The 20,293-nt window shown below is 28.0% G+C and carries 18 protein-coding genes; 12 read left to right on the top strand and 6 right to left on the bottom strand.

The genetic code is table 11. From position 1 onward, the window contains the following. Positions 1-2 precede the first annotated feature (2 nt). The 3 genes from argJ to ACTNAO_RS10195 all read right to left on the bottom strand — a co-directional run bounded on the left by argJ (position 3) and on the right by ACTNAO_RS10195 (position 3,963). Positions 3-1,238, bottom strand: a complete 1,236-nt coding sequence (gene argJ, locus ACTNAO_RS10205; protein ID WP_441028705.1) for a bifunctional glutamate N-acetyltransferase/amino-acid acetyltransferase ArgJ — start codon at positions 1,236-1,238, stop codon at positions 3-5. A 90-nt stretch (positions 1,239-1,328) separates the two neighbouring features. Then, entirely contained in the window at positions 1,329-2,729 is a 1,401-nt protein-coding gene (gene argH, locus ACTNAO_RS10200) for an argininosuccinate lyase (protein ID WP_441028707.1), read from the bottom strand. A 19-nt stretch (positions 2,730-2,748) separates the two neighbouring features. Next, positions 2,749-3,963, bottom strand: coding sequence for an argininosuccinate synthase (locus ACTNAO_RS10195; protein ID WP_441028709.1), 1,215 nt, complete (start codon positions 3,961-3,963; stop codon positions 2,749-2,751). Positions 3,964-4,309: 346 nt separating this feature from the next. On the opposite strand from ACTNAO_RS10195, the gene ACTNAO_RS10190 reads away from it, so the two are divergent. Genes ACTNAO_RS10190 through ACTNAO_RS10180 form a run of 3 tightly spaced genes read left to right on the top strand, consistent with a single transcriptional unit; the run spans position 4,310 to position 7,674 of the window. After that, on the top strand, positions 4,310-4,990 hold the full coding sequence (locus tag ACTNAO_RS10190) for an ABC transporter ATP-binding protein (RefSeq protein ID WP_441028711.1): 681 nt from the start codon (positions 4,310-4,312) through the stop codon (positions 4,988-4,990). 23 nt (positions 4,991-5,013) lie between these two features. Further along, a complete protein-coding gene (locus tag ACTNAO_RS10185; RefSeq protein WP_441028713.1) occupies positions 5,014-6,324 on the top strand; it encodes an ABC transporter permease in 1,311 nt (436 codons plus the stop codon). Between the two features lie 12 nt (positions 6,325-6,336). Continuing rightward, positions 6,337-7,674 (top strand): ABC transporter permease, encoded by a 1,338-nt coding sequence (locus tag ACTNAO_RS10180; RefSeq protein WP_441028715.1) that lies wholly within the window; start codon positions 6,337-6,339, stop codon positions 7,672-7,674. Positions 7,675-7,728: 54 nt separating this feature from the next. Here ACTNAO_RS10180 and ACTNAO_RS10175 read toward each other — a convergent pair whose 3' ends face one another. Both ACTNAO_RS10175 and ACTNAO_RS10170 read right to left on the bottom strand, forming a co-directional pair. Beyond that, positions 7,729-8,109, bottom strand: coding sequence for a DUF4363 family protein (locus ACTNAO_RS10175; RefSeq protein ID WP_441028717.1), 381 nt, complete (start codon positions 8,107-8,109; stop codon positions 7,729-7,731). 17 nt (positions 8,110-8,126) lie between these two features. Further along, a complete protein-coding gene (locus ACTNAO_RS10170) occupies positions 8,127-8,792 on the bottom strand; it encodes a DUF421 domain-containing protein (protein ID WP_441028719.1) in 666 nt (221 codons plus the stop codon). Positions 8,793-8,869: 77 nt separating this feature from the next. Here ACTNAO_RS10170 and ACTNAO_RS10165 point away from each other — a divergent pair, with 77 nt between their 5' ends. The 9 genes from ACTNAO_RS10165 (at position 8,870) to ACTNAO_RS10125 (ending at position 19,340) form a co-directional block, all read left to right on the top strand. After that, on the top strand, positions 8,870-10,543 hold the full coding sequence (locus ACTNAO_RS10165) for a nucleoside kinase (RefSeq protein WP_441028720.1): 1,674 nt from the start codon (positions 8,870-8,872) through the stop codon (positions 10,541-10,543). A 426-nt stretch (positions 10,544-10,969) separates the two neighbouring features. After that, a complete protein-coding gene (gene thiD, locus ACTNAO_RS10160; RefSeq protein ID WP_441028722.1) occupies positions 10,970-11,761 on the top strand; it encodes a bifunctional hydroxymethylpyrimidine kinase/phosphomethylpyrimidine kinase in 792 nt (263 codons plus the stop codon). A 24-nt stretch (positions 11,762-11,785) separates the two neighbouring features. Next, positions 11,786-13,582, top strand: a complete 1,797-nt coding sequence (gene recQ / locus ACTNAO_RS10155; RefSeq protein ID WP_441028724.1) for a DNA helicase RecQ — start codon at positions 11,786-11,788, stop codon at positions 13,580-13,582. A 132-nt stretch (positions 13,583-13,714) separates the two neighbouring features. Continuing rightward, on the top strand, positions 13,715-15,637 hold the full coding sequence (locus tag ACTNAO_RS10150) for a PrkA family serine protein kinase (RefSeq protein ID WP_441028726.1): 1,923 nt from the start codon (positions 13,715-13,717) through the stop codon (positions 15,635-15,637). Between the two features lie 9 nt (positions 15,638-15,646). Next, positions 15,647-16,822 carry a sporulation protein YhbH gene (gene yhbH, locus ACTNAO_RS10145; RefSeq protein ID WP_441028728.1) on the top strand — a complete coding sequence of 392 codons (1,176 nt, stop codon included), beginning with the start codon at positions 15,647-15,649 and terminating at the stop codon, positions 16,820-16,822. 1 nt (position 16,823) lies between these two features. Then, a complete protein-coding gene (locus ACTNAO_RS10140; protein ID WP_441028730.1) occupies positions 16,824-18,200 on the top strand; it encodes a SpoVR family protein in 1,377 nt (458 codons plus the stop codon). Between the two features lie 83 nt (positions 18,201-18,283). Beyond that, positions 18,284-18,817, top strand: coding sequence for a rubrerythrin family protein (locus ACTNAO_RS10135; RefSeq protein WP_441028732.1), 534 nt, complete (start codon positions 18,284-18,286; stop codon positions 18,815-18,817). A 14-nt stretch (positions 18,818-18,831) separates the two neighbouring features. Further along, entirely contained in the window at positions 18,832-18,993 is a 162-nt protein-coding gene (locus tag ACTNAO_RS10130; protein WP_441028734.1) for a hypothetical protein, read from the top strand. A gap of 14 nt (positions 18,994-19,007) precedes the next feature. Continuing rightward, positions 19,008-19,340 (top strand): hypothetical protein, encoded by a 333-nt coding sequence (locus ACTNAO_RS10125; protein WP_441028736.1) that lies wholly within the window; start codon positions 19,008-19,010, stop codon positions 19,338-19,340. A gap of 38 nt (positions 19,341-19,378) precedes the next feature. Here ACTNAO_RS10125 and ACTNAO_RS10120 read toward each other — a convergent pair whose 3' ends face one another. Continuing rightward, the gene (locus ACTNAO_RS10120) at positions 19,379-19,909 is read right to left on the bottom strand and encodes a CDP-alcohol phosphatidyltransferase family protein (protein ID WP_441028738.1); all 531 of its coding nucleotides are present in this window, start codon (positions 19,907-19,909) and stop codon (positions 19,379-19,381) included. Positions 19,910-20,293 lie beyond the last annotated feature (384 nt).

Here is a 20,293-nt window from a genome sequence, read left to right as displayed (position 1 = left end):
ATTTATCTGCCTCCCTTTAAGTTTCTATAATCACCTGTAACTCTTATGTATTCATATGTTAAGTCAGAGCCCCAGACAGTTACATTTGAATTTCCTTCATTAATATCTATTATTAATTTTATTTCATTATCATTTAAAATACTTTTTACTTTTTTAGTGTCTAATTTGTTTAAATTTCCACATGAACATATACTTAAAGAATCTTCTTTAGAATTTGTCAAAGTAATATTTAAGTTATTTATGTTGAAGTCAATGTTAGAATTTGTAAGAGCACAAAGAATTCTTCCAAAATCTATTTTATTATTAAAAAGTGATGCTTTAATAGTATTTGAATTTATAATTCCCTTTGCAAAAATAGTAGCAGATTCTTCATTGGCTGCATGTTTAATAGTGCATTCAATAAGTTTTGTAGCACCATCACCATCTCTTGCAATTTCTTTTGCAAGATGTATGCTTAGTTTTTTTAAGGCTTCTAAAAATATATAATAATCTTCATTCTTAGAAGTTATTTCTTTGTTTTCTGCAAGACCATTTGCAAGTATTAATACCATATCATTAGTACTTGTATCACCATCAATGCTTATCTTATTATAGCTACTATTAACAGCTTCCTTTAATGCTTCATTTAAAAGGGAAGAGGATATTGCTAAATCTGTAGTTATAAATGACAATATAGTACCCATGTTAGGATTTACCATTCCAGATCCTTTTGCAATAGCTCCTATTTTTATAATTTTATTGTCTATAAAAAATTCCATAGAATATTCTTTAGTAAATTTATCTGTAGTTAGTATTGAATTTGCTGCGTCATTTGATCCAGTAGATGATAATTTATCTATTAAATTATCTATATTATTTTCTATTAGAGAAAAATCTAGTGATTTTCCTATTATTCCAGTAGAAGAAACAAGAACGTAATCTTCTGGAATATTTAAAGCTTTTGCAAGATGAATTGCAGTATTTTTAGCTTTTGTTATGCCGTCATCAAATTGACAGCAATTTGCATTGCCACTGTTGCATATAATTGCTTGAGCAATACCATTTTTAACATGATCTTTTGTAATATAAACGGGGGCAGCTTTTATTATATTTTTTGTAAACATTCCAGCAGTTTTGCAAGGAACTTCTGAGTATATTAAAGCTAAATCTTTCTTCACTCTTTTAAAACCAGAATGAAGACCAGAAGCTAAAAAACCTATTGGTGCACAAACGCCACCATCAATGATTTTATACTTCATATTTTAACCTCCCAAATTGCAAATAATTAATAATGAAGAATGATTAGTAATTTTTATTACTAATCATTCTTCATTTATTTAAAGATTTAATTAAGATAATTTAGATAAATTATCAGTAGTGTCATTTATAAATTTATTAAGTGCTTCAAGTTGAATTTTAATTGATTCAGTTGAAGGACCACCAATAACCTTTCTTTCTTGAACGCAAGTTAATAAATCAATTGCTTTATATATATCTTCATCAAATAATGATGAGAATTTTTTGAATTCATCTAAAGTAAGATCTTCAATTGCCTTATCAGCTTTTATACATGAAAGAACAATTTCACCTACAACGCCATGTGCACTTCTAAAAGGCATACCTTTTTTAACAAGATAATCAGCAACATCAGTAGCATTTGTAAAGCCACCGGCTGCACCTTTTCTCATATTATCTACATTTACTTTCATAGTTTTTATCATTCCTGTAAATGTCTTTAAAGAAAGATTAGCAGTATCAATGGCATCAAATAATGCTTCTTTATCTTCTTGCATATCCTTATTGTAAGCTAAAGGAATTCCTTTCATTACAGTTAATAAAGTGAAAAGATCTCCATAAACACGACCTGTTTTACCTCTAATAAGTTCAGCAACATCTGGATTTTTCTTTTGAGGCATAATTGAACTTCCTGTGCTATATGCATCATCAAGTTCTATAAATTTAAATTCATTTGTACACCAAAGAATTATTTCTTCTGAAAATCTTGAAAGGTGCATCATTACAAGTGATAGAGCAGATAATGTTTCAATAACATAATCTCTATCAGATACAGAATCAAGACTATTTAAAGTGACAGAATCAAAATGTAATTGATCCTTTACAAATTCTCTGTCTATTGGATATGTAGATGTAGCAAGAGCACCAGAACCAAGAGGCATTTGGTTAGTTCTTTTATATGCATCTTGAAGTCTTCCTATATCTCTTTTAAGCATTTCACCATAAGCTAAAAGGTGATGAGCAAGAGTAATTGGTTGAGCCTTTTGCATGTGAGTATATCCAGGCATTATAGTTTTTGTATTTTCAGAAGCTTTTTCAAATATAACTTTTTGAAGATCAAGGATATTAGATAAAATATCCTTGATTTCATTTTTTAAGTGAATTCTTAAATCTAAAGTTACTTGGTCATTTCTACTTCTTCCTGTATGAAGTTTTTTACCAGCATCACCTATAAGTTCTGTTAATGTTCCTTCTGTGAAACTATGAATATCTTCAGCTGTAGGATCAATTTCTATTTCACCATTATCAATTTTTGATAATACTGTTTTTAATCCTTCTTCGATTTTTTTACTGTCTTCCATTGGAATTATGCCTTGCTTTCCTAACATTTTGTTGTGTGCAAGACTTCCTTCTATATCTTCTTTGTACATTCTAGAATCAATGTGTATAGAAGAATTAAAGTCATTTACAAGTGCATTAGTTCCTTTTTTAAAACGTCCACCCCAAAGTTTCATATAAAATTTCCTCGCTTTATTATTTGTTGTTTTTTGCTTTCATTTTTGCATTAACTACAAGTGGAAGACCAAAAAGATTTATAAATCCAGCAGAATCATTTTGGTTATATACTGCATCTTCGCCAAATGTAGCATATTCTTCACTGTATAGAGAATATGGAGATGTCATACCAGCATTAACAATATTACCTTTATAAAGTTTTAATTTAACATCACCAGTTACAGTTTCTTGTGTTTTTGTAACAAATTCAGTTAAAGCTTCTCTAAGTGGAGTATACCATAATCCATCATATACAAGTTCTGCAAATTTTAATGCAACTTGTTCTTTAAAGTGAGAAGTTTGTTTATCTAAGCATATTTCTTCTAAAGCTTTATGAGCTGTAAATAAAATAGTTCCACCTGGAGTTTCATAAACACCTCTTGATTTCATACCAACAAGTCTGTTTTCAACCATATCAACTATTCCAATGGCATTTTCTCCACCTATTTTATTTAATTCTTCTATTAATTGAACTCCGCCCATTTTCTTTCCGTTTAGAGCTACAGGAATACCTTTTTCAAATGAAAGTGTAATGTAAGTAGCCTTATCAGGAGCATCTTCTAATGTTTTAGAAAGTTCAAGTATTTTTTTATAATCTGGTTCGTTTGCAGGATCTTCTAAGTCTAATCCTTCATGACTTAAATGCCAAAGATTCATATCTTTACTGTAGTTTGTTTCATAGCTTATTTTTATTGGAACTTGTTTCTTTTCTGCATAAGCTATTTCATCTTCTCTTGATTTTATTTCCCAAGTTCTCCATGGAGCAATAATTTTCATATCTGGATCAAATGCTTTTATTGCAAGTTCAAATCTAACTTGGTCATTACCTTTACCAGTACATCCATGACATATTGCATCTGCGCCTTCTTTTTTTGCTATTTCTACAATTCTCTTAGCAATAATAGGTCTTGCAAATGAAGTACCTAAAAGATATTTTCCTTCATATATAGCATTTGCTTGAATAGTTGGGAAAATATAATCATTAACAAATTCTTCTGTTAAATCTTCTATATAAAGTTTAGATGCACCAGTCTTTAGTGCTCTTTCTTCTAATCCTTCAAGTTCTGATTTTTGACCAACGTTTCCTGATACAGCAATTACTTCGCAACCATAGTTTTCTTTAAGCCATGGAATAATTACTGAAGTATCAAGTCCTCCTGAATAAGCTAAAACAACTTTGTTATATTTTTTCATTTAAGTAGCCTCCCCGCAAAATATGTTTATATTGTATTAAATGTACAAAATTACTTTATGCATACATTATACATTCATATGAATAATTATGCAAGGGTAATTTTTATACAAATATTATTAATTTTTTTACTTCGTTGCTGCTGATTTGTAGTGAACATAAAGAATAAATATGCATAAATATTAATTTTGAAGACTAAGGATGAATATTTATAAAATACATTATCTATAACTATATAGAATTTTTAAGTTTATTGTAAGAAAATCTTAATATTTAGTTAATTTATTTGCTTTATTATGTAATTATGAAAAAAAGTACTAGTAATAAATTATGAGGAGAGATTAAATTATGATAGAAGTAAAAGGTATATCTAAAGTATACAAAATGGGAAAAGAACAATTTGTAGCTTTAAATGACGTTTCATTAAATGTTGAAAAAGGTGAATATGTAGCTGTAATTGGACCTTCTGGTTCAGGAAAGTCAACTCTTATGCATATTATAGGAGGCCTTGATACACCAACAGTAGGAAGTGTGTGTATTGAAGGAGAAGACATAAGCAAACTTAATGATAAAAAATTATCTAAGTATAGAAATGAAAAAATAGGATTTGTTTTCCAGGCTTTTAATTTGGAAAATTCTCAAACAGCACTTGAAAATGTAATGATGCCACTTATATTTGCTGGCGTAAAAAAATCAGAAAGAAAGAAAAGAGCACTAGAAGCATTAGATATGGTAGGTCTTAAAGATTTTTATAATCATAAACCTAATGAAATGTCAGGAGGTCAGAGACAGAGGGTTTCTATTGCAAGAGCCCTTGTAAATAAACCGGAAATATTATTTGCTGATGAACCTACAGGAAATCTTGATTCAAAAAGTAGTGAATCAATTATGGAATTGTTTAAGGAAATAAATGATAAAGGATTTACTATTATAATGGTTACACATAACCCAGAAGAAGCTAATAAGGCAAAGCGTGTAGTTAAGATAATGGACGGTAAAATTACTTCTGATATAGTAAAACAACAATAAAACCCTTAAAGGAGGATTGAAAAGTGAAATTTAAAGAATATATTTTAATGTCTCTAAGGGATTTATGGAAAAGAAAAGGAAGAACTATTCTAACATCCCTTGGAATTACAATTGGTACATTACTTATAGTAACTATGGTTGGACTTGGAAGTGGTGTAAAGCAGCTTATGAATGATATGGTAAATGACCAGGATAGTGCAAGAAATATATCAGTTAATCCATATAGATACATGACAGAAGAAGAACAAGATAATGCAACACCAACATCCTTGCAAGAAGATTATAGTAAACCAATTACTAATGACTTTATAAAAGATATAGAGGATATGGATCAAGTTGAAAATATAACTGCTATTTTATCAGGAAATGCAAATTATATAAAATATAATAATAAAAAGTATAAATGTAATACTATGTTTACTGGTTATAATGAAAGTGCAAAGTTGTTTCCAGACTATGAAATTGAGAAAGTTAGGAAGAATAATAATGATAATTCATTAAAGCCAATAGAAGCAGGAGAAGAACTTGATAATACTGCAGGCGAAGTGTTAATAGGTGAGCAGGTATTAGAAAAAATGAATGTTACTGCTGAAGATGCTGTTGGAACTGATATTGAAATATTAGTTAAAAGCTCTCAAACAAATGAATTACAATCTAAAAAATTCAAAATAAAAGGTATTATTAACGGTAATTTTCAAAATGGAAATGGCATTGTTATGAACATAAATGATGCTTCACAATTATTAAGCTTTATATATACAGAGAAGGATTATTTTAAATCTCATGGATATGAATATGCTACCGTTGTTACTAAAACTATAGAAGATGTGGATGAAGTTGGTGAAAAAATTAAAGATTTAAATTATCTTTACAGTTCTTCAGCTGATATGGCTGATGCGATTAATGAAAATATTGGAAGTATTAATACTGCATTTGCTGTTTTAGGTGTAATAGTTCTAGTAGTTTCAGCAATTGGAATAATAAATACTATGTCAATGGCGGTAATGGAAAGAACTAAAAGCATTGGTGTCATGAAATCAGTTGGTGCAAGTAGTGGTGCTATTAGAACAATGTTTCTTATTCAATCATCATTAATAGGTGTAATTGGCGGTGGTTTTGGTATACTTTTTGGAGTTGGAATAAATAAAATAGTTCAAAGTATTGCAACTTCAATGATTGCAAAAGAAAACCTTCCATTAACTATTTCTGTTGGATTACCTGTATATTGGTTGCTAATTATATTTATATTTGCAATGGTAATTGCACTTGTTTCTGGAATAACTCCTGCAAATAAGGCAGCAAAATTAGATCCAATTGAAGCATTAAGAAGGTAGGAGGTGTAATAAATGAAATTTATAGATAAAATAAAATTTGCCTTTAATGACTTGATAAACAGGAAAGGAAGATCACTTCTTACAATAATAGCAGTAGCTATAGGAGCACTTCTGTTAATAGTTTTACTTGGAGTTGGTGATGGTGTTATAAGTAAAATGCAGGAGATTGGGCAAAGTTTTGGTGATATTAATACAATTATTGTATATCCTAAAGATGCGTCAAAAACTAATGAAACACTTACAGTCGCAATGGGAGGAGAAATGTCAGAAGATTTTAAGGAAGTTTCAGAGGATGAAACTTCAGATAATGAAGAGAAGATTAATAAGGAAGATGATGAAGCCTTTAAGAAAATATCAAGTTCTGACATTGAAGCCATAAGCAAGGTTAATGGTGTAAAGAAGGTATATGCAAGTATAAGTGGTAATGTTACATCATATAAACTAGAAAGTGGAGAGTATGTAAACAAATCTATTAAAGTTATTGGTGAAAATACAACATATGAAAAGGATCATGGTGACAAACTTATAGCAGGAAGTGAAATAAGCAATAAGGAAGAGGATTTACTAATAGGAGAAAATTTATTAAAAAGACTTGGAATAGATAATAATGAAGATATAATAGGAAAAAAAATTACTGTTAAGGTAGAAAAACTAGATATAGAAGGATTAAAAACTAAAGAACCACTTGAAGTTACTGGAATTGTAAAAGGTGTCCTTGATAGACAAAGCTTTGCAGACAGTGTAGTAATGGATGAAAAGAAGGCAGAACCTTTAGTTGGATATTTTGAAAATATAGATAATTATATTAGTGAAAAAGGATACACAAATGTAAGAGCAACATGTAATGATGACGTAAAAGGTACTGTACTTGCAACTGATATTCAAAATGAAACAGGATATGCATGTATGAGTTATAGTATGTTTAGTGATATATTTGTAGCAGTAGGAACAATAATTAAGTCAATATTATCAATTGGTGGAATTATTGTTTTAGTAGTTGCAGGACTTGGTCTTGTAAATACAATAACAATGATACTTCAAGAAAAGAGAAAGATGATTGGTGTTATGAGGTCAGTTGGTGGTTCAAGATCAAACATAAGGTCAATATTTTTGTTGCAATCAATAATAATAGGTATTTCTGGATGTGTATTAGGTGCAGTACTGTCTAGTGGCGGAATAGTATTTGCTAATGAATTTATAATTAAAAATAGTGGATTTGTAATTTTCATAACTCCTAATAATATAGCAATTGCTATGGTAATTACATTTATTATCTCATTAATAGCAGGTCTTGTACCAGCTAGTAGGGCTGCTAAGCTTAATGTTGTTCAAGCAGTAGCTGAAGAATAAAGATAAATTATAAAGGCTGTAAAATATTTTTGTTGTATTTTACAGCTTCTTTTTTTATAGTATATTTTTCAAACTAAATTTATTCAATTCCTTTATTATTTGTGCATATGATTTTAAAATATTTGCAGATACATGAGATTCAGAAATATCTTTACATTGAATATAACTACATAATTTAATTGCTTCATTAGAAATATTATCAAAATCAACATGATTAACATAAACTGATGATAATAGGGATTCTTTTTTTATATTTTCAATTAAAGTTGTAGTTTTTTCGTAGGCAAGATCCCAATTATAATCATTTAATAAGTCTTCAATAATATCACTTTCAACCGATATATTATTATAAAGTTTTTGGAGTTTAAAATCAGCAAAGGATATAAAAAGAATAAGGCATAAGAATAATATTGTTGAAATATAAGTTGTTTTCATAAAAACACCTCTCAAATTTATTTTTTATTATACTCATCAAATAATTGATACTTAAATTTGCCATTAGTATCATACATTGCTATTAAAACCTTTTTTATAGAATCAATACCATGATTATTAAGTACTTTTTCTATGTCACTTTTACTTTGTCCAGTGCTAGTTAAGGAATTTATGTTGATTTCTCCATCAGTAACAAGGATTTTGGGTAATATTGGTTGTTTATTAGTATTTTTAGAATTAGATGATGATTCTAGGACTGATAAATCTCCGTTGTTTTCAAGAATTGCATATTGTACGTCAGATAGGTCAAAATAACCTAAAAGACGTAGGGCTTCTAATAATTCATCTATAGTAATTTGCTGAGATTTTAGTGCTGAATAATTAATTTTATTTTCGCATATTAAAACACAAGGCTCACCATCTACTATTTTTCTTGTATGTTGATTTTTTAATTGAATTGTAGATAAAAGATTTTTTATAAAAAGCAAGGTTATAATGGGTACAATTCCTAACAGTAAAGGAAGTCTTGTATCTTGCATAGGTAGTGCGGCTAAATCAGAGATCATAATTGTAATAACAAATTCATAAGGTTGAAGCTCACCAATTTGTCTTTTTCCCATAAGTCTCATTACAATAACTACTAATATATATAATATAACTGTCCTAATTAAAACAATAAACATTTATTAACACCTCATAGATAATATTTGATAAAATATAATTAAATATTCATGTTTTTCTAAATAAGGAGATGATATTTATGGATAAATTTAAAATTGATATTGTAAATAATAATAATAATAATAATATAAAAACAGTAGAAATAGAAAAAAATACTTCTTTTAAGAAAATAGTAAGTGATTATTACAATGATGATGAGAAAATAGTTTTGATAAATTTCTCTGGAGAACATAAAGAACTTTGCTCTAAGCTAGAAAAGGAAGGAACAATCAGTCCTATTTTTGTAGATTCAGAAGAAGGCTTTAAAGTATATGAAAGAACACTTCAATATATTTTTATAAGAGCAGCTCTTGAAATATTTGAAGATGCAAAAATAAAGATTGAACATTCTATATCAAATGGAACTTTTGGAGAAATAATTAAAGAAGATAAATTATCAGAAGAAGATATACTTCTTATAAAAGATAAGATGCAGGAAATAATTAAAAAGGACATGGAAATAAAAAAAATAGAAGTTACTAAAGAAAAGGCAATTAATATATTTAGAGGATATGGCATGAAAGACAAAATACAGCTTTTAAGTCAAATGGATTTTAAAACTGTACATTTGTATGAACTTGATGGAAGATATGATTATTTTTATGGACCAATGGCATATTCAACAGGTATAATAAAGGCTTTCGATTTAATAAAATATGAGCATGGATTTATACTAAAGAATCCAAGTAAAGAGAATGTAAATGTTTTAGAAGAGTTTAAAGAACAAAAATCTCTTGCAAAAATATTTTATGAAACAAAGAAATGGCTTGATATTTTAGGCGCTAGCGAGGTGGGAAGTTTAAATGATAAGGTCCTTTCAGATGAACTTCGAGATCTTATATTAGTATCAGAGGCTCTTCATGAGAAAAAAATAGCATATATAGCAGATAATATAGCAAATAGAAAAGATGTAAAAATAGTATTAATTGCAGGTCCATCTTCATCAGGTAAAACCACATTTGCTAATAGACTAGGTGTGCAGCTTAGGGTAAATGGTTTAGTGCCTGTCAGAATTTCTTTAGATGATTATTTCTTAAATAGAGATGTTACACCTAGAGATGAAAATGGTGATTATGATTTTGAATCTATATATTCAATTGATTTAAAATTATTTAATCAGGATTTAAGGGAGTTGCTAATTGGTAATGAGGCAGAAATACCTATATACAATTTTAAAACAGGAAGGCGAGAAAAAAATGGAACAAAACTAAAGCTTCCTGAAAATGGTGTTCTTGTAATTGAAGGTATACATGGACTTAATCCGATTCTTACATCAGAAATACCTGATAAAAATAAGTTTAAAATATACATTTCTGCTCTTACTCAGCTTAATTTAGATAATCATAATAGAATTGCAACAACTGATGTTAGAAAAATAAGAAGAATAGTAAGAGATTATTTATCAAGAGGTTACGGTGGTGAAGATACTCTTTCTATGTGGCCTTCAATAAAAAAAGGTGAAAAGAAAAATATATTTGTATACCAAGAAGAGGCTGATGCAATGTTTAATTCTACTCTTGTATATGAACTTTGTGTTCTTAAGCCTTATGCATTAAAAGAACTCAATAAAATAAGAAAAAATAGTCCTGTATACAACGAAGCAGTAAGATTAAAATCATTTTTGAATTTCTTTAAGGAAATAGAATTTACAAAGGTTCCTGAAAATTCAATACTTAGAGAATTTATTGGGGGAAGTTGTTTTTATAAATATTGATTGAGCTGAGCACATGGGCCATGGCTGATTTAATTTTTTATTCCTTAATTAGGCTACAAATTTAGCTGTGAAATTAAGAATTAATAATTAAGTGGCTTTTGCGCTACGCTTAAAGCCAATCTCCTAAGGAGATAATTAAGAATTGTTGTGTTTAGGAACGGAGTATTGGTATAATTAGGTTTTATGTAGGATTTAGTGTAAGGATTGAAGCTGTAGCTTGTCCACCTACATCAATATAATTAAAATTTTTGCGATGTAAGGAGCAAAAATATCCTCAATTTTTAATTAAGCCGAGCGTATCGGCGAAGGCTGACTTAATCCTTAATTCTTAATTCATTTAAGAAAGATAACAAAAACAATTGACAAAACAAACTTTTAAATAATATTATCAATATAGATTTAAAAAGAAAATTATGGAGGTTAAAAATGAAAACAGCATTAACAATAGCAGGCTCAGATTCATCAGGAGGTGCAGGAATACAAGCAGATATTAAAGCAATGAGTGCAAACAAGGTATTTGCAATGAGTGTAATAACAGCAATAACAGCTCAAAATACAATGGGCGTTTATGATATTTTAGATGTTACACCTAAAATGATAAAAGAACAAATAAAAGCAGTATTTAGTGATATAAATGTTGATGCTGTAAAAATTGGAATGGTATCAAAAATAGAATCAATAAATGCAATAGCAGAAAGCTTAGAAGGTGTAGATAATTTACCCTTTGTGGTGGTTGATCCAGTTATGGTATCTACAAGTGGTTGCAAATTATTATCTGATGATGCAAAAGATACACTTATTAAAAAGTTATTTCCAATGGCTACATTAATAACTCCAAACCTTCCAGAAGCAGAAGAAATATTAAATATAAAAATTAGTACAATAGAAGATATGAAATATGCAGCTGCAAATTTAATTGAATTAGGATGCTCAGCTGTATTAATAAAAGGTGGCCATATGGATGAAAATGAAGAAATGGCAACTGATCTTTTATATGATGGAAAGGAATATACAATTTTTTCAAAAGAGAGAGTAAAATCAACATGTACTCATGGAACTGGCTGTACATTATCTTCAGCAATTGCTGCAAATCTTGCCAATGGAATGAGTTTAAAGGAAGCAGTAAGAAAAGGAAAAGAATATGTTACAAATGCAATAAAAAATGCAGATAAAATAGGTCGTGGAAAGGGACCTACAAATCATTTTTATATGCTTTAATATTTAAATTTGAGGGATTATTTTATGTATGATAATTATACATCAATGAATAAAAATCAAATGATTAATAATGCAAAATTCATATTAAAAAAATACTATGGATATGAAAATTTTAGAAAGGGTCAATTGGAGATTATAAGTAGAATTTTATCTGGGCAAGATATATTCTGCATTATGCCTACAGGAGCTGGAAAATCCATATGCTATCAAGTACCAGCACTTTTAATGGAAGGAATAACTTTAGTTATATCTCCTCTAATTTCCCTTATGAAAGATCAAGTAGATAATTTAAATGATTTAGGAATTAAAGCATCATATATAAATAGTACTCAGAAATTAGAAGATATTAACAATATAATAAGTGAAGTTAAAAATGAAAATGTAAAAATAATATATATAGCACCTGAAAGATTAAATTTGAAAAGATTTGTAGATATATTTAAAAATTTGAATATATCACAAATAGCAGTGGATGAGGCTCATTGTGTATCTGAGTGGGGACATGATTTTCGTGAAAGTTATAGAAATATAAAATATTTTACTGGAAAATTACATAAAAGACCTGTTATTTCTGCATTTACAGGAACTGCCACAAATGAAGTTAAAGATGATTCCATGAAACTTTTAGGCCTTGTTAATCCTTATGTTTATTGTGGAGATATAAACAGAGAAAATTTAATTATAAATATCTTGAAGGAAGAAGAAAAATTAGAAAAGATAAAAGATATTATAGGAGAACATAAAGATGAATCTGGTATAATATATTGTCTTTCAAGAAAAGAGGTTGAGTATGTTTATAATTATTTAAAAGAATATGGTTACAGTGTGTCAATGTATCATGGTGGTATGGAAGATAATTTAAAAAAGAAATATCAAGAGGATTTCTTATTTGAAAAAAAACTTATAATGGTTGCAACTAATGCTTTTGGTATGGGAATTGACAAATCAAATGTTAGATATGTAATTCATGTAACTATTCCTAAAAATTTAGAAAGCTATTATCAGGAAATTGGAAGAAGTGGTAGAGATGGTGAAGTGTCCAAATGTTATCTTATGTATAATAGGCAAGATATTAGGAGAGTAGAATTTTTAATTAATAAAAGTACAAATTTAAAAAGAAGAGAAATTGCATTAAAAAAACTTCAAAGCATCATCGAATTTTGTGAAAGTGATAAGTGTTATAAAAGCTTTTTAATAAAATACTTTGATGGAAATTCAAAAATGAAATTTTGTGGTACATGTAGTAATTGCTTAAAAAATGATAACCTTAGGAATTTTACAAGAGAAGCTCAAATTATTTTATCTACGGTTTTCAGAACTAGGGAAAAGTATGGTATATCAGTTTTGTGTGATATATTAAGAGGAATAAAAGGGCCTAAAATAATACAGAACAATTTAAATAAGGTTACTACTTTTGGGATAATGAGAGAAAGTAATATTACATATATTAAATCATTAATAAAAAAGATGCTTGAAGAAAATGCAGTAACTTTAAAAGAAGGTACATATTCAATGCTTAAATTAAATAGTACATCAATGGATATACTTTTAGGTAAAAAAAATTTTATGACTGTATTAGACGAACAAAGCACTGCAATTGATAGTGAACTTTATAGAAAATTAAAAATTTGGCGAAGAAATAGAGCTTCTCTTGAAGGCATAAAACCATATATAATATTTTCGGATTCAAGTCTTATAGACATATGTAATAGTATGCCCAAAACAAAAGAAGAATTAATAAATTTAAGAGGCGTAGGGGAAAAGAAAATAGAGAAGTATGGTGAAGATATTCTTCATATTATAAATGGAAATAAACAATGAAAATGAACAGTTTCATTGTTTATTTTTTTATGCATATTTAAATTAATGATAAATATAAGTTAATAAATAAATTTGTTGGTATAGATTGAGGATATATATGAATATATATTAAGTAAAGGGAGGGGAATGCAGATGGATTTTAAAGAATTTATTGAAAATGATAGAGAAAATAAGAATAAGGAAAAGTTTGAAGGAACCTTTTTAGATTATTTAGAGATAGTAAAAGAAAATCCGGATATACCAAAACTTGCACATAAAAGAATGTATGACATTATTAAAGATAGAGGTGTTGAAGTATTAAAGGCTGAAGAAAATCCAAGGATAAAAAGAATATATGGTAATGAGACTATAAGAAAGTATGGTTTTTTTAAAGATAATTTTTATGGTATTGATAAAGTAATAATGAAAATTGTTAATTATTTTAGTTCTGCAGCAATGAAGGGTGAAGAATCAAGACAAGTACTTTACTTGGTAGGACCTGTAGGTGCAGGAAAATCATCAATTGTTGAAAGTCTAAAGAAAGCTCTTGAAGAATGTCCACCAGTATATGCTATAAAAGATTGTCCAATACATGAAGAACCTTTGCATTTAATACCAAAGCATTTAAGGCCAGAATTTGAAAAAATGCTTGGAGTCCAAATTGAGGGAGATTTATGTCCTGCTTGTAGATATAAATTAAAGCATCAATATAAAAATAAATATGAAGAAATTCCAATAGAAAAAACAAATTTTTCAATAAGATCAAGAAAAGGTATAGGTGTTGTACCACCTGTAGATCCCAATAATCAGGATACATCTATACTAACTGGATCAATTGATATATCAAAAATGGATCTTTATTCAGAAGACGATCCTAGAATATTTTCACTTAATGGTGCATTTAATGTTGGTAATAGAGGCATGGTAGAATTTATTGAAGTATTTAAAAATGATGTTGAATATCTTCATACTATAATTACAGCTACACAGGAAAAATCTGTGCCATCGCCAGGAAAAGGGGCAATGATTTATTTTGATGGGGTTATAGTTGCTCATTCTAATGAAGCTGAGTGGAATAAATTTAAATCAGATCATACTAATGAAGCTATTTTAGATAGAATAGTAAAAGTGGAAGTGCCTTATTGCTTAGAACTTAATGAAGAAATAAAAATTTATGAAAAGCTTCTTAAAAAAAGTGATTTTAAAGCTCATATAGCACCTCATACTATGGAAATTGCCGCTATGTTTGCAATTCTTTCTAGACTTTCACCTTCTGCAAAAGTGGATGCTATGACAAAATTAAAAATATATAATGGAGAGGAGATAGTAGAAAAGGGAACAACAAAAAGAATTGATATTATGGAACTTAGAGAAGAAGCAGGACCTTATGAAGGAATGAAAGGAATATCAACTAGATTTATAGTAAAAGCCATTGATAATGCATTGTCCAATTCAGAATATAATTGTATAAATCCCCTTAGCATAATGGAAAGTATAATAAAATCTGTAAAAGAATTAGATATTGGAAATGATGAAAAGAAAAAATATCTAGGTTTTATACAAGATACTATAAGAAAAGAATACAATAAAATATTAGAAAAAGAAATTACAAAAGCATTTATTCACTCATTTAGAGAACAGGCGGAAAGTTTATTTAATAATTATATTGATAATGCAGAAGCTTTTGTAAATAAATCAAAAATAAAAGATGCACAAACTGGTGAAGAATTAAATCCAGATGAGGAATTTATGAGGAATATAGAAGAACAAATAGGCATTTCAGAAAGTTCATCAAAAGGATTTAGAGCAGATGTTACATCTTATATGTTCTATCTTGTTAGAAATGGAAGTGAAATAGATTATAAGTCATACGAACCTCTTAAAGAAGCAATAGAAAAGAAGCTTATGGCTTCAGTAAAGGATTTGTCAAGAATCGTTACAAAATCACGTGTAAGAAATAAAGAGCAAACTGAAAAATATAATGCAATGGTAGAAGAAATGAAAAGTAAGGGATATTGTATGCATTGCTGTGATGTAATTCTTAAATATGCAGCAAATAACCTATGGAAGGATTGAAAGTAGCTTATGGGTATTTTCAGAGATAATAGTGATAATGTTGTAGAACATGACAGATCTATTGAGGATAGAAGAAGACATAGGCAACTTGTAGAAAAAACTATAAAAGAAAATTTAGGAGATATTTTATCAGAAGAAAGTATAATAGGAGAAAGTAAAAATAGAAAATTTAAAATTCCCATAAGAGGCATTAAGGAATATCAATTTGTTTATGGAAAAAATAATAATGGTATAGTATCTGGAACTGGTGAAGAAAAGAGAGGCCAAAAAATTGGTGAGGATGAAACAAATTCAGGTGTGGGAGGAAATAAGGGAGCTGGAAACAATGAAGGTGAAGATGTATATGAAACTGAAATTACATTAGATGAACTTTTGGATTATATTACAGAAGATTTGAATTTACCAAACTTAGACAGAAAAAAGTATTCAGAAATATTAACTGAAAGTTCAAATAAGAAAAAGGGATATCAAAGATATGGCATAAATCCTCGTCTCGCAAAGAAAAAAACAGTTGTTACAAAGCTTGCAAGAAAGCAAGGCAAGAAGAGGGCTTTAAAAGAAGCAGGTTTAGATGATAAGATAGATAGATTTCCTTTTAGAGAGGAAGATTTAAGGTATTATAGAGTTAAAAGTAAACCTAAAAGAGAAAGTAATGCAGTAATGATATTTATCATGGATGTATCAGGTTCTATGGATAATTCAAAAAAATATCTTGCAAGGTCTTTATTTTTTATAATGTCTAAGTTCCTTAGAAAAAAATATAATAATATTGCTTTTGAATTTGTGTCTCATACAACAATAGCAAAGAGAGTAAATGAATATGAATTTTTTCACAAAGCAGAATCTGGAGGTACGTATATATCTAGTGGCTTAGATATGGCTTTAGATATAATAGAAAAAAATTATCCTAAAGAAGTATGGAACTTATATACTATATATGCTTCTGATGGTGATAATTGGACAGAAGATAATGAAAAAGCTATGGAATCAGTAAAAAAATTATGTGAAATAAATAATATGGTAGGCTATGCAGAACTATTACCATCAACTTATTCTACTACAATGTATTATAGATTTATTAAAGAAATAAAAAATGACAAATTTGTACCTGTAATAGTTAAAGAAAAAAAGGAGTTATGGGATGCAATAAAGTTAATGCTAAGTAGTGGTATGAAGGAGGAATAGTATGGATTACAATATTAAAGATCTTGAAGAGTGGAATGAAAAAATAGAAAAAAAAGCTATAGAGCTTGGATTAGATTTTTATCCTCAGGAATATGAAATGGTGGGCTTTAAAGAAATGCTTGGATATGAAGCATATGTGGGAATGCCATCAAGGTATCCACATTGGAGTTATGGAAAGGCATATGAAAAAAATAAGACATTATATTCATTTAATTTAACAGGACTTCCTTATGAAATGGTTATTAATTGTAATCCATGTCTTGCTTATTTGATGAAAGAAAATACATTACTTCTTCAAATATTGACAATGGCTCATGTATATGGACATAATGATTTTTTTAAAAATAACAGACTTTTTGTAGAAGGCACAAATGCAGATAATGCTCTTGAAATGTTTAAATTAGATGCAGATATTATAAGAAATTATATAAATACTCCAGGAATAGGTTATGAGAAGGTTGAAAGAATTATAGATGCTGCCCATGCTATAAGATATAACATAGATAGATTTATAGGCGGTAAAGAAAAAACTGATGAAGAGATTAAAAAGGATTTAATATCAGAATATAATAGAAAAAAAGAATCAAGGGGCATTTTAGATTCTAAAGAAATTATAGAAGAGCCAGATTTAGAAAGAATTCCATTAGAACCATCAGATGATTTATTAGAATTTATTATAAAGTATGGAAATCTTCAAGAATGGGAAAAAGAAATACTTAGAATAGTAAAAAGAGAAACTAAATATTTTTTGCCCCAAATAGAAACTAAAATTATGAATGAAGGATGGGCAAGTTATTTTCATTACACAATATTAAAGGAACTTAATATGAAAGATGACCTTTATTTAGAATTTTTAAAAAGGCATAATGATGTTGTTGCACCTATTTTAGGAGGTATTAATCCTTATTATATTGGATTTAGAATGTTTCAAGATATAGAAAAAAGATATGGAAGAAATAAAATTTTTGAAGTAAGAAGACTAGAAAGAGATTCTTCATTTATAAGAAAATATTTAACAAAAGAATTATGTTCGGAACTTAACCTTTTTAAATATAATAAAAAAAGTTTTGATTATATAGTTGAAGAAATATCAGATGATAAGGGATGGAAGGTAATAAGAAATGATTTAGCTTCAGAATGTGGTATGGGAAATATTCCATATATTAGAGTTAATGAACTTTTGAAAAAAGATAATACATTAATACTTAAGCATGTATTTGATGGTCGAGAGCTTGATATTTCTTATGCAAGAGAAACTATTAAGTACATTCAATCTTTATGGGGATATGCAGTAAGATTAATTACCAAGACAAAAGAAGGTAAAAAATTTGTAATTATATGTAGTGATCAGAAAAATATAAGTATTATGGATATTTAGTTATTAATAGGCATTTTGTTTTGTAACAAAAATTTTAAAAGAGAATATTATTAAGTAAGGGAAATAATACTTAGGAGAATACAATGAATCTTAAAGGTAGTCAAACAGAAAAAAATCTTTATAAGACATTTGCAGGAGAATCAAGAGCTAGAAATAAATATACCCTTTATGCAGAAAAAGCAGAATGTGAAGGATATAGATGGATAGCGCAAGTTTTTGAAATTACAGCTGATAATGAAAAAGCTCACGCAAGGGAGGCTTTTTGCAAGTATTTAAGTAAATGTGGATGTACAGAAGAAAATTTAGAAGACTCATTAAAAGGGGAAATAGAAGAAAGTACTAATATTTATAAAGATTTTGAGAAAACAGCCAGGGATGAAGGCTTTGAAGATATTGCAGATTTTTATAAGGAACTTCAAGAAGTAGAAGCTTATCACGCAAAAAGGTTTAAAAATATATTAGAAAAAGTAAAGGAAAATAAGATATTTAAAAGTAGTAAGGATAGTTTGTGGCAATGTATGAATTGTGGTTATATATATGAAGGTGATGAAGCACCTAAGTACTGTCCACTTTGCAAGTTTCCACGATCTTATTTTAAACCAGTGTGTAAAAAATAAAGGAGTGATAAGGAGTGTATTATAATTATCCTGACGAATATTTATGTGAGGTTATGAAGGAAAAAAATATTTGTGAAGTTGATAAAAATGAACTTTATAGAAATTTTATAAATGATGAGGAAAGTAATATTTATAAAGATATAGATTGTGAATATGTTCAAAGGGCTATTTTGTAAAGGCTGGTGAAATTATGACCTATGATGAATTAATTAAGAGTCATTATGGTGAATTAAATAACCTTAGCATACAACTTAGGACATATGTTGAAATGTATAGACTTTTAGTTAGCAGTACTGCAGAATTGAATGGAACATCTATTATTAGAAAAAATGAACTTAAGCATGCTATAGAAAGAATCGATAAAATTGGAGATATAATTGATGATCTATTAAAGGCTATTCAAAAATGTGAAGGTTCTTATTGTAAATATTGTTTGTATAAAAATGAAGCTGTATTAAATAAAATTGATAAAAGTGAGATAATGAATGAGATTCATAATGACTTAGTTTATCATAGCGAATAAAAATATTTATATTAAAAAAAGCGCATATAGCGCTTTTTTTAAACCTTTTTTAATTTTAATGTACTTACCATTAAGTAAGAACCAATTATTAAAAGAACTATAGTTAAAATTTGTAGTTTATCTGTAAAATTAGAACAAACACATATTATTGAATATAGAGCCATAATGCATCCTATAATTGTTATTGGAACTCCTGTATAAACTCCATTAAAAGTTGAAGCATTATATCTTGCTAATCTAAAGGCACCACATATTGGAAATGCAATTAATATAACAAGTCCCAAAAATCCATAAGGTCCAAAATTCTTTAAATTAAATGCTATATATGATAACATTGCAGGAGCTACTCCAAAAGAAACTAAATCTGCTAATGAATCAAGTTCTTTTCCAAGATCGCTTGATACTTCAAGAAATCTAGCAATACGTCCATCATATCTATCGACTAGTCCAGCAATTAAAATAAATATTCCAGCCCAAATATAATTACTTTCCAGGGTGAATAATAATGAAAAAACACCACAAGATAAATTAATAAATGTAAATATATTAGGAATACAACTTTTTTTCATATAATAAATCACTCCTAAAAAAATATACTTAACTTACAATCAATAATTATAACATATATATCAATATAATATAAGAGGAAAAATAATTTTAAAGTAAATATAAGATTTTATATTAACAATTTATATAAAATTTAAAAAGAAATATATTTTTTGAATTTTATTATAGAAGACAGAACTGAAAGGTAAAAAAATTCTCATTAAATTGTGTAGAAATCTACGCATTTCCCGTGTGATGAAGTAAAATAAAAGAAAAACTTTGTCTCACAGGAGGTTTTATGGGAAGGAAAGAACAAAGAATTAAAAATAAGTTAGAAAAAAATCCAATAAAAGAATGTCTGAGTATTCAAAAAAAGTTTTATCCAAGGCTATTTAATAGATTTAATG

Origin of the sequence: Clostridium sp. HCP1S3_C6, from assembly GCF_052066735.1 — a bacterium.
In the GTDB taxonomy this organism is placed as follows: Bacteria; Bacillota; Clostridia; order Clostridiales; family Clostridiaceae; genus Clostridium.
This window is presented reverse-complemented; position numbering and strand designations above follow the sequence as displayed.

Coding starts and splice junctions, on each gene's coding strand:
- ACTNAO_RS10135 (WP_441028732.1), top strand. CDS start 18,284: ATGAATCTTAAAGGTAGTCAAACAGAAAAAAATCTTTATAAGACATTT.
- thiD (WP_441028722.1), top strand. CDS start 10,970: ATGAAAACAGCATTAACAATAGCAGGCTCAGATTCATCAGGAGGTGCA.
- recQ (WP_441028724.1), top strand. CDS start 11,786: ATGTATGATAATTATACATCAATGAATAAAAATCAAATGATTAATAAT.
- ACTNAO_RS10175 (WP_441028717.1), bottom strand. CDS start 8,109: ATGAAAACAACTTATATTTCAACAATATTATTCTTATGCCTTATTCTT.
- ACTNAO_RS10170 (WP_441028719.1), bottom strand. CDS start 8,792: ATGTTTATTGTTTTAATTAGGACAGTTATATTATATATATTAGTAGTT.
- ACTNAO_RS10180 (WP_441028715.1), top strand. CDS start 6,337: ATGAAATTTATAGATAAAATAAAATTTGCCTTTAATGACTTGATAAAC.
- ACTNAO_RS10165 (WP_441028720.1), top strand. CDS start 8,870: ATGGATAAATTTAAAATTGATATTGTAAATAATAATAATAATAATAAT.
- argH (WP_441028707.1), bottom strand. CDS start 2,729: ATGAAACTTTGGGGTGGACGTTTTAAAAAAGGAACTAATGCACTTGTA.
- ACTNAO_RS10190 (WP_441028711.1), top strand. CDS start 4,310: ATGATAGAAGTAAAAGGTATATCTAAAGTATACAAAATGGGAAAAGAA.
- yhbH (WP_441028728.1), top strand. CDS start 15,647: ATGGGTATTTTCAGAGATAATAGTGATAATGTTGTAGAACATGACAGA.
- ACTNAO_RS10150 (WP_441028726.1), top strand. CDS start 13,715: ATGGATTTTAAAGAATTTATTGAAAATGATAGAGAAAATAAGAATAAG.
- ACTNAO_RS10195 (WP_441028709.1), bottom strand. CDS start 3,963: ATGAAAAAATATAACAAAGTTGTTTTAGCTTATTCAGGAGGACTTGAT.
- ACTNAO_RS10120 (WP_441028738.1), bottom strand. CDS start 19,909: ATGAAAAAAAGTTGTATTCCTAATATATTTACATTTATTAATTTATCT.
- argJ (WP_441028705.1), bottom strand. CDS start 1,238: ATGAAGTATAAAATCATTGATGGTGGCGTTTGTGCACCAATAGGTTTT.
- ACTNAO_RS10140 (WP_441028730.1), top strand. CDS start 16,824: ATGGATTACAATATTAAAGATCTTGAAGAGTGGAATGAAAAAATAGAA.
- ACTNAO_RS10125 (WP_441028736.1), top strand. CDS start 19,008: ATGACCTATGATGAATTAATTAAGAGTCATTATGGTGAATTAAATAAC.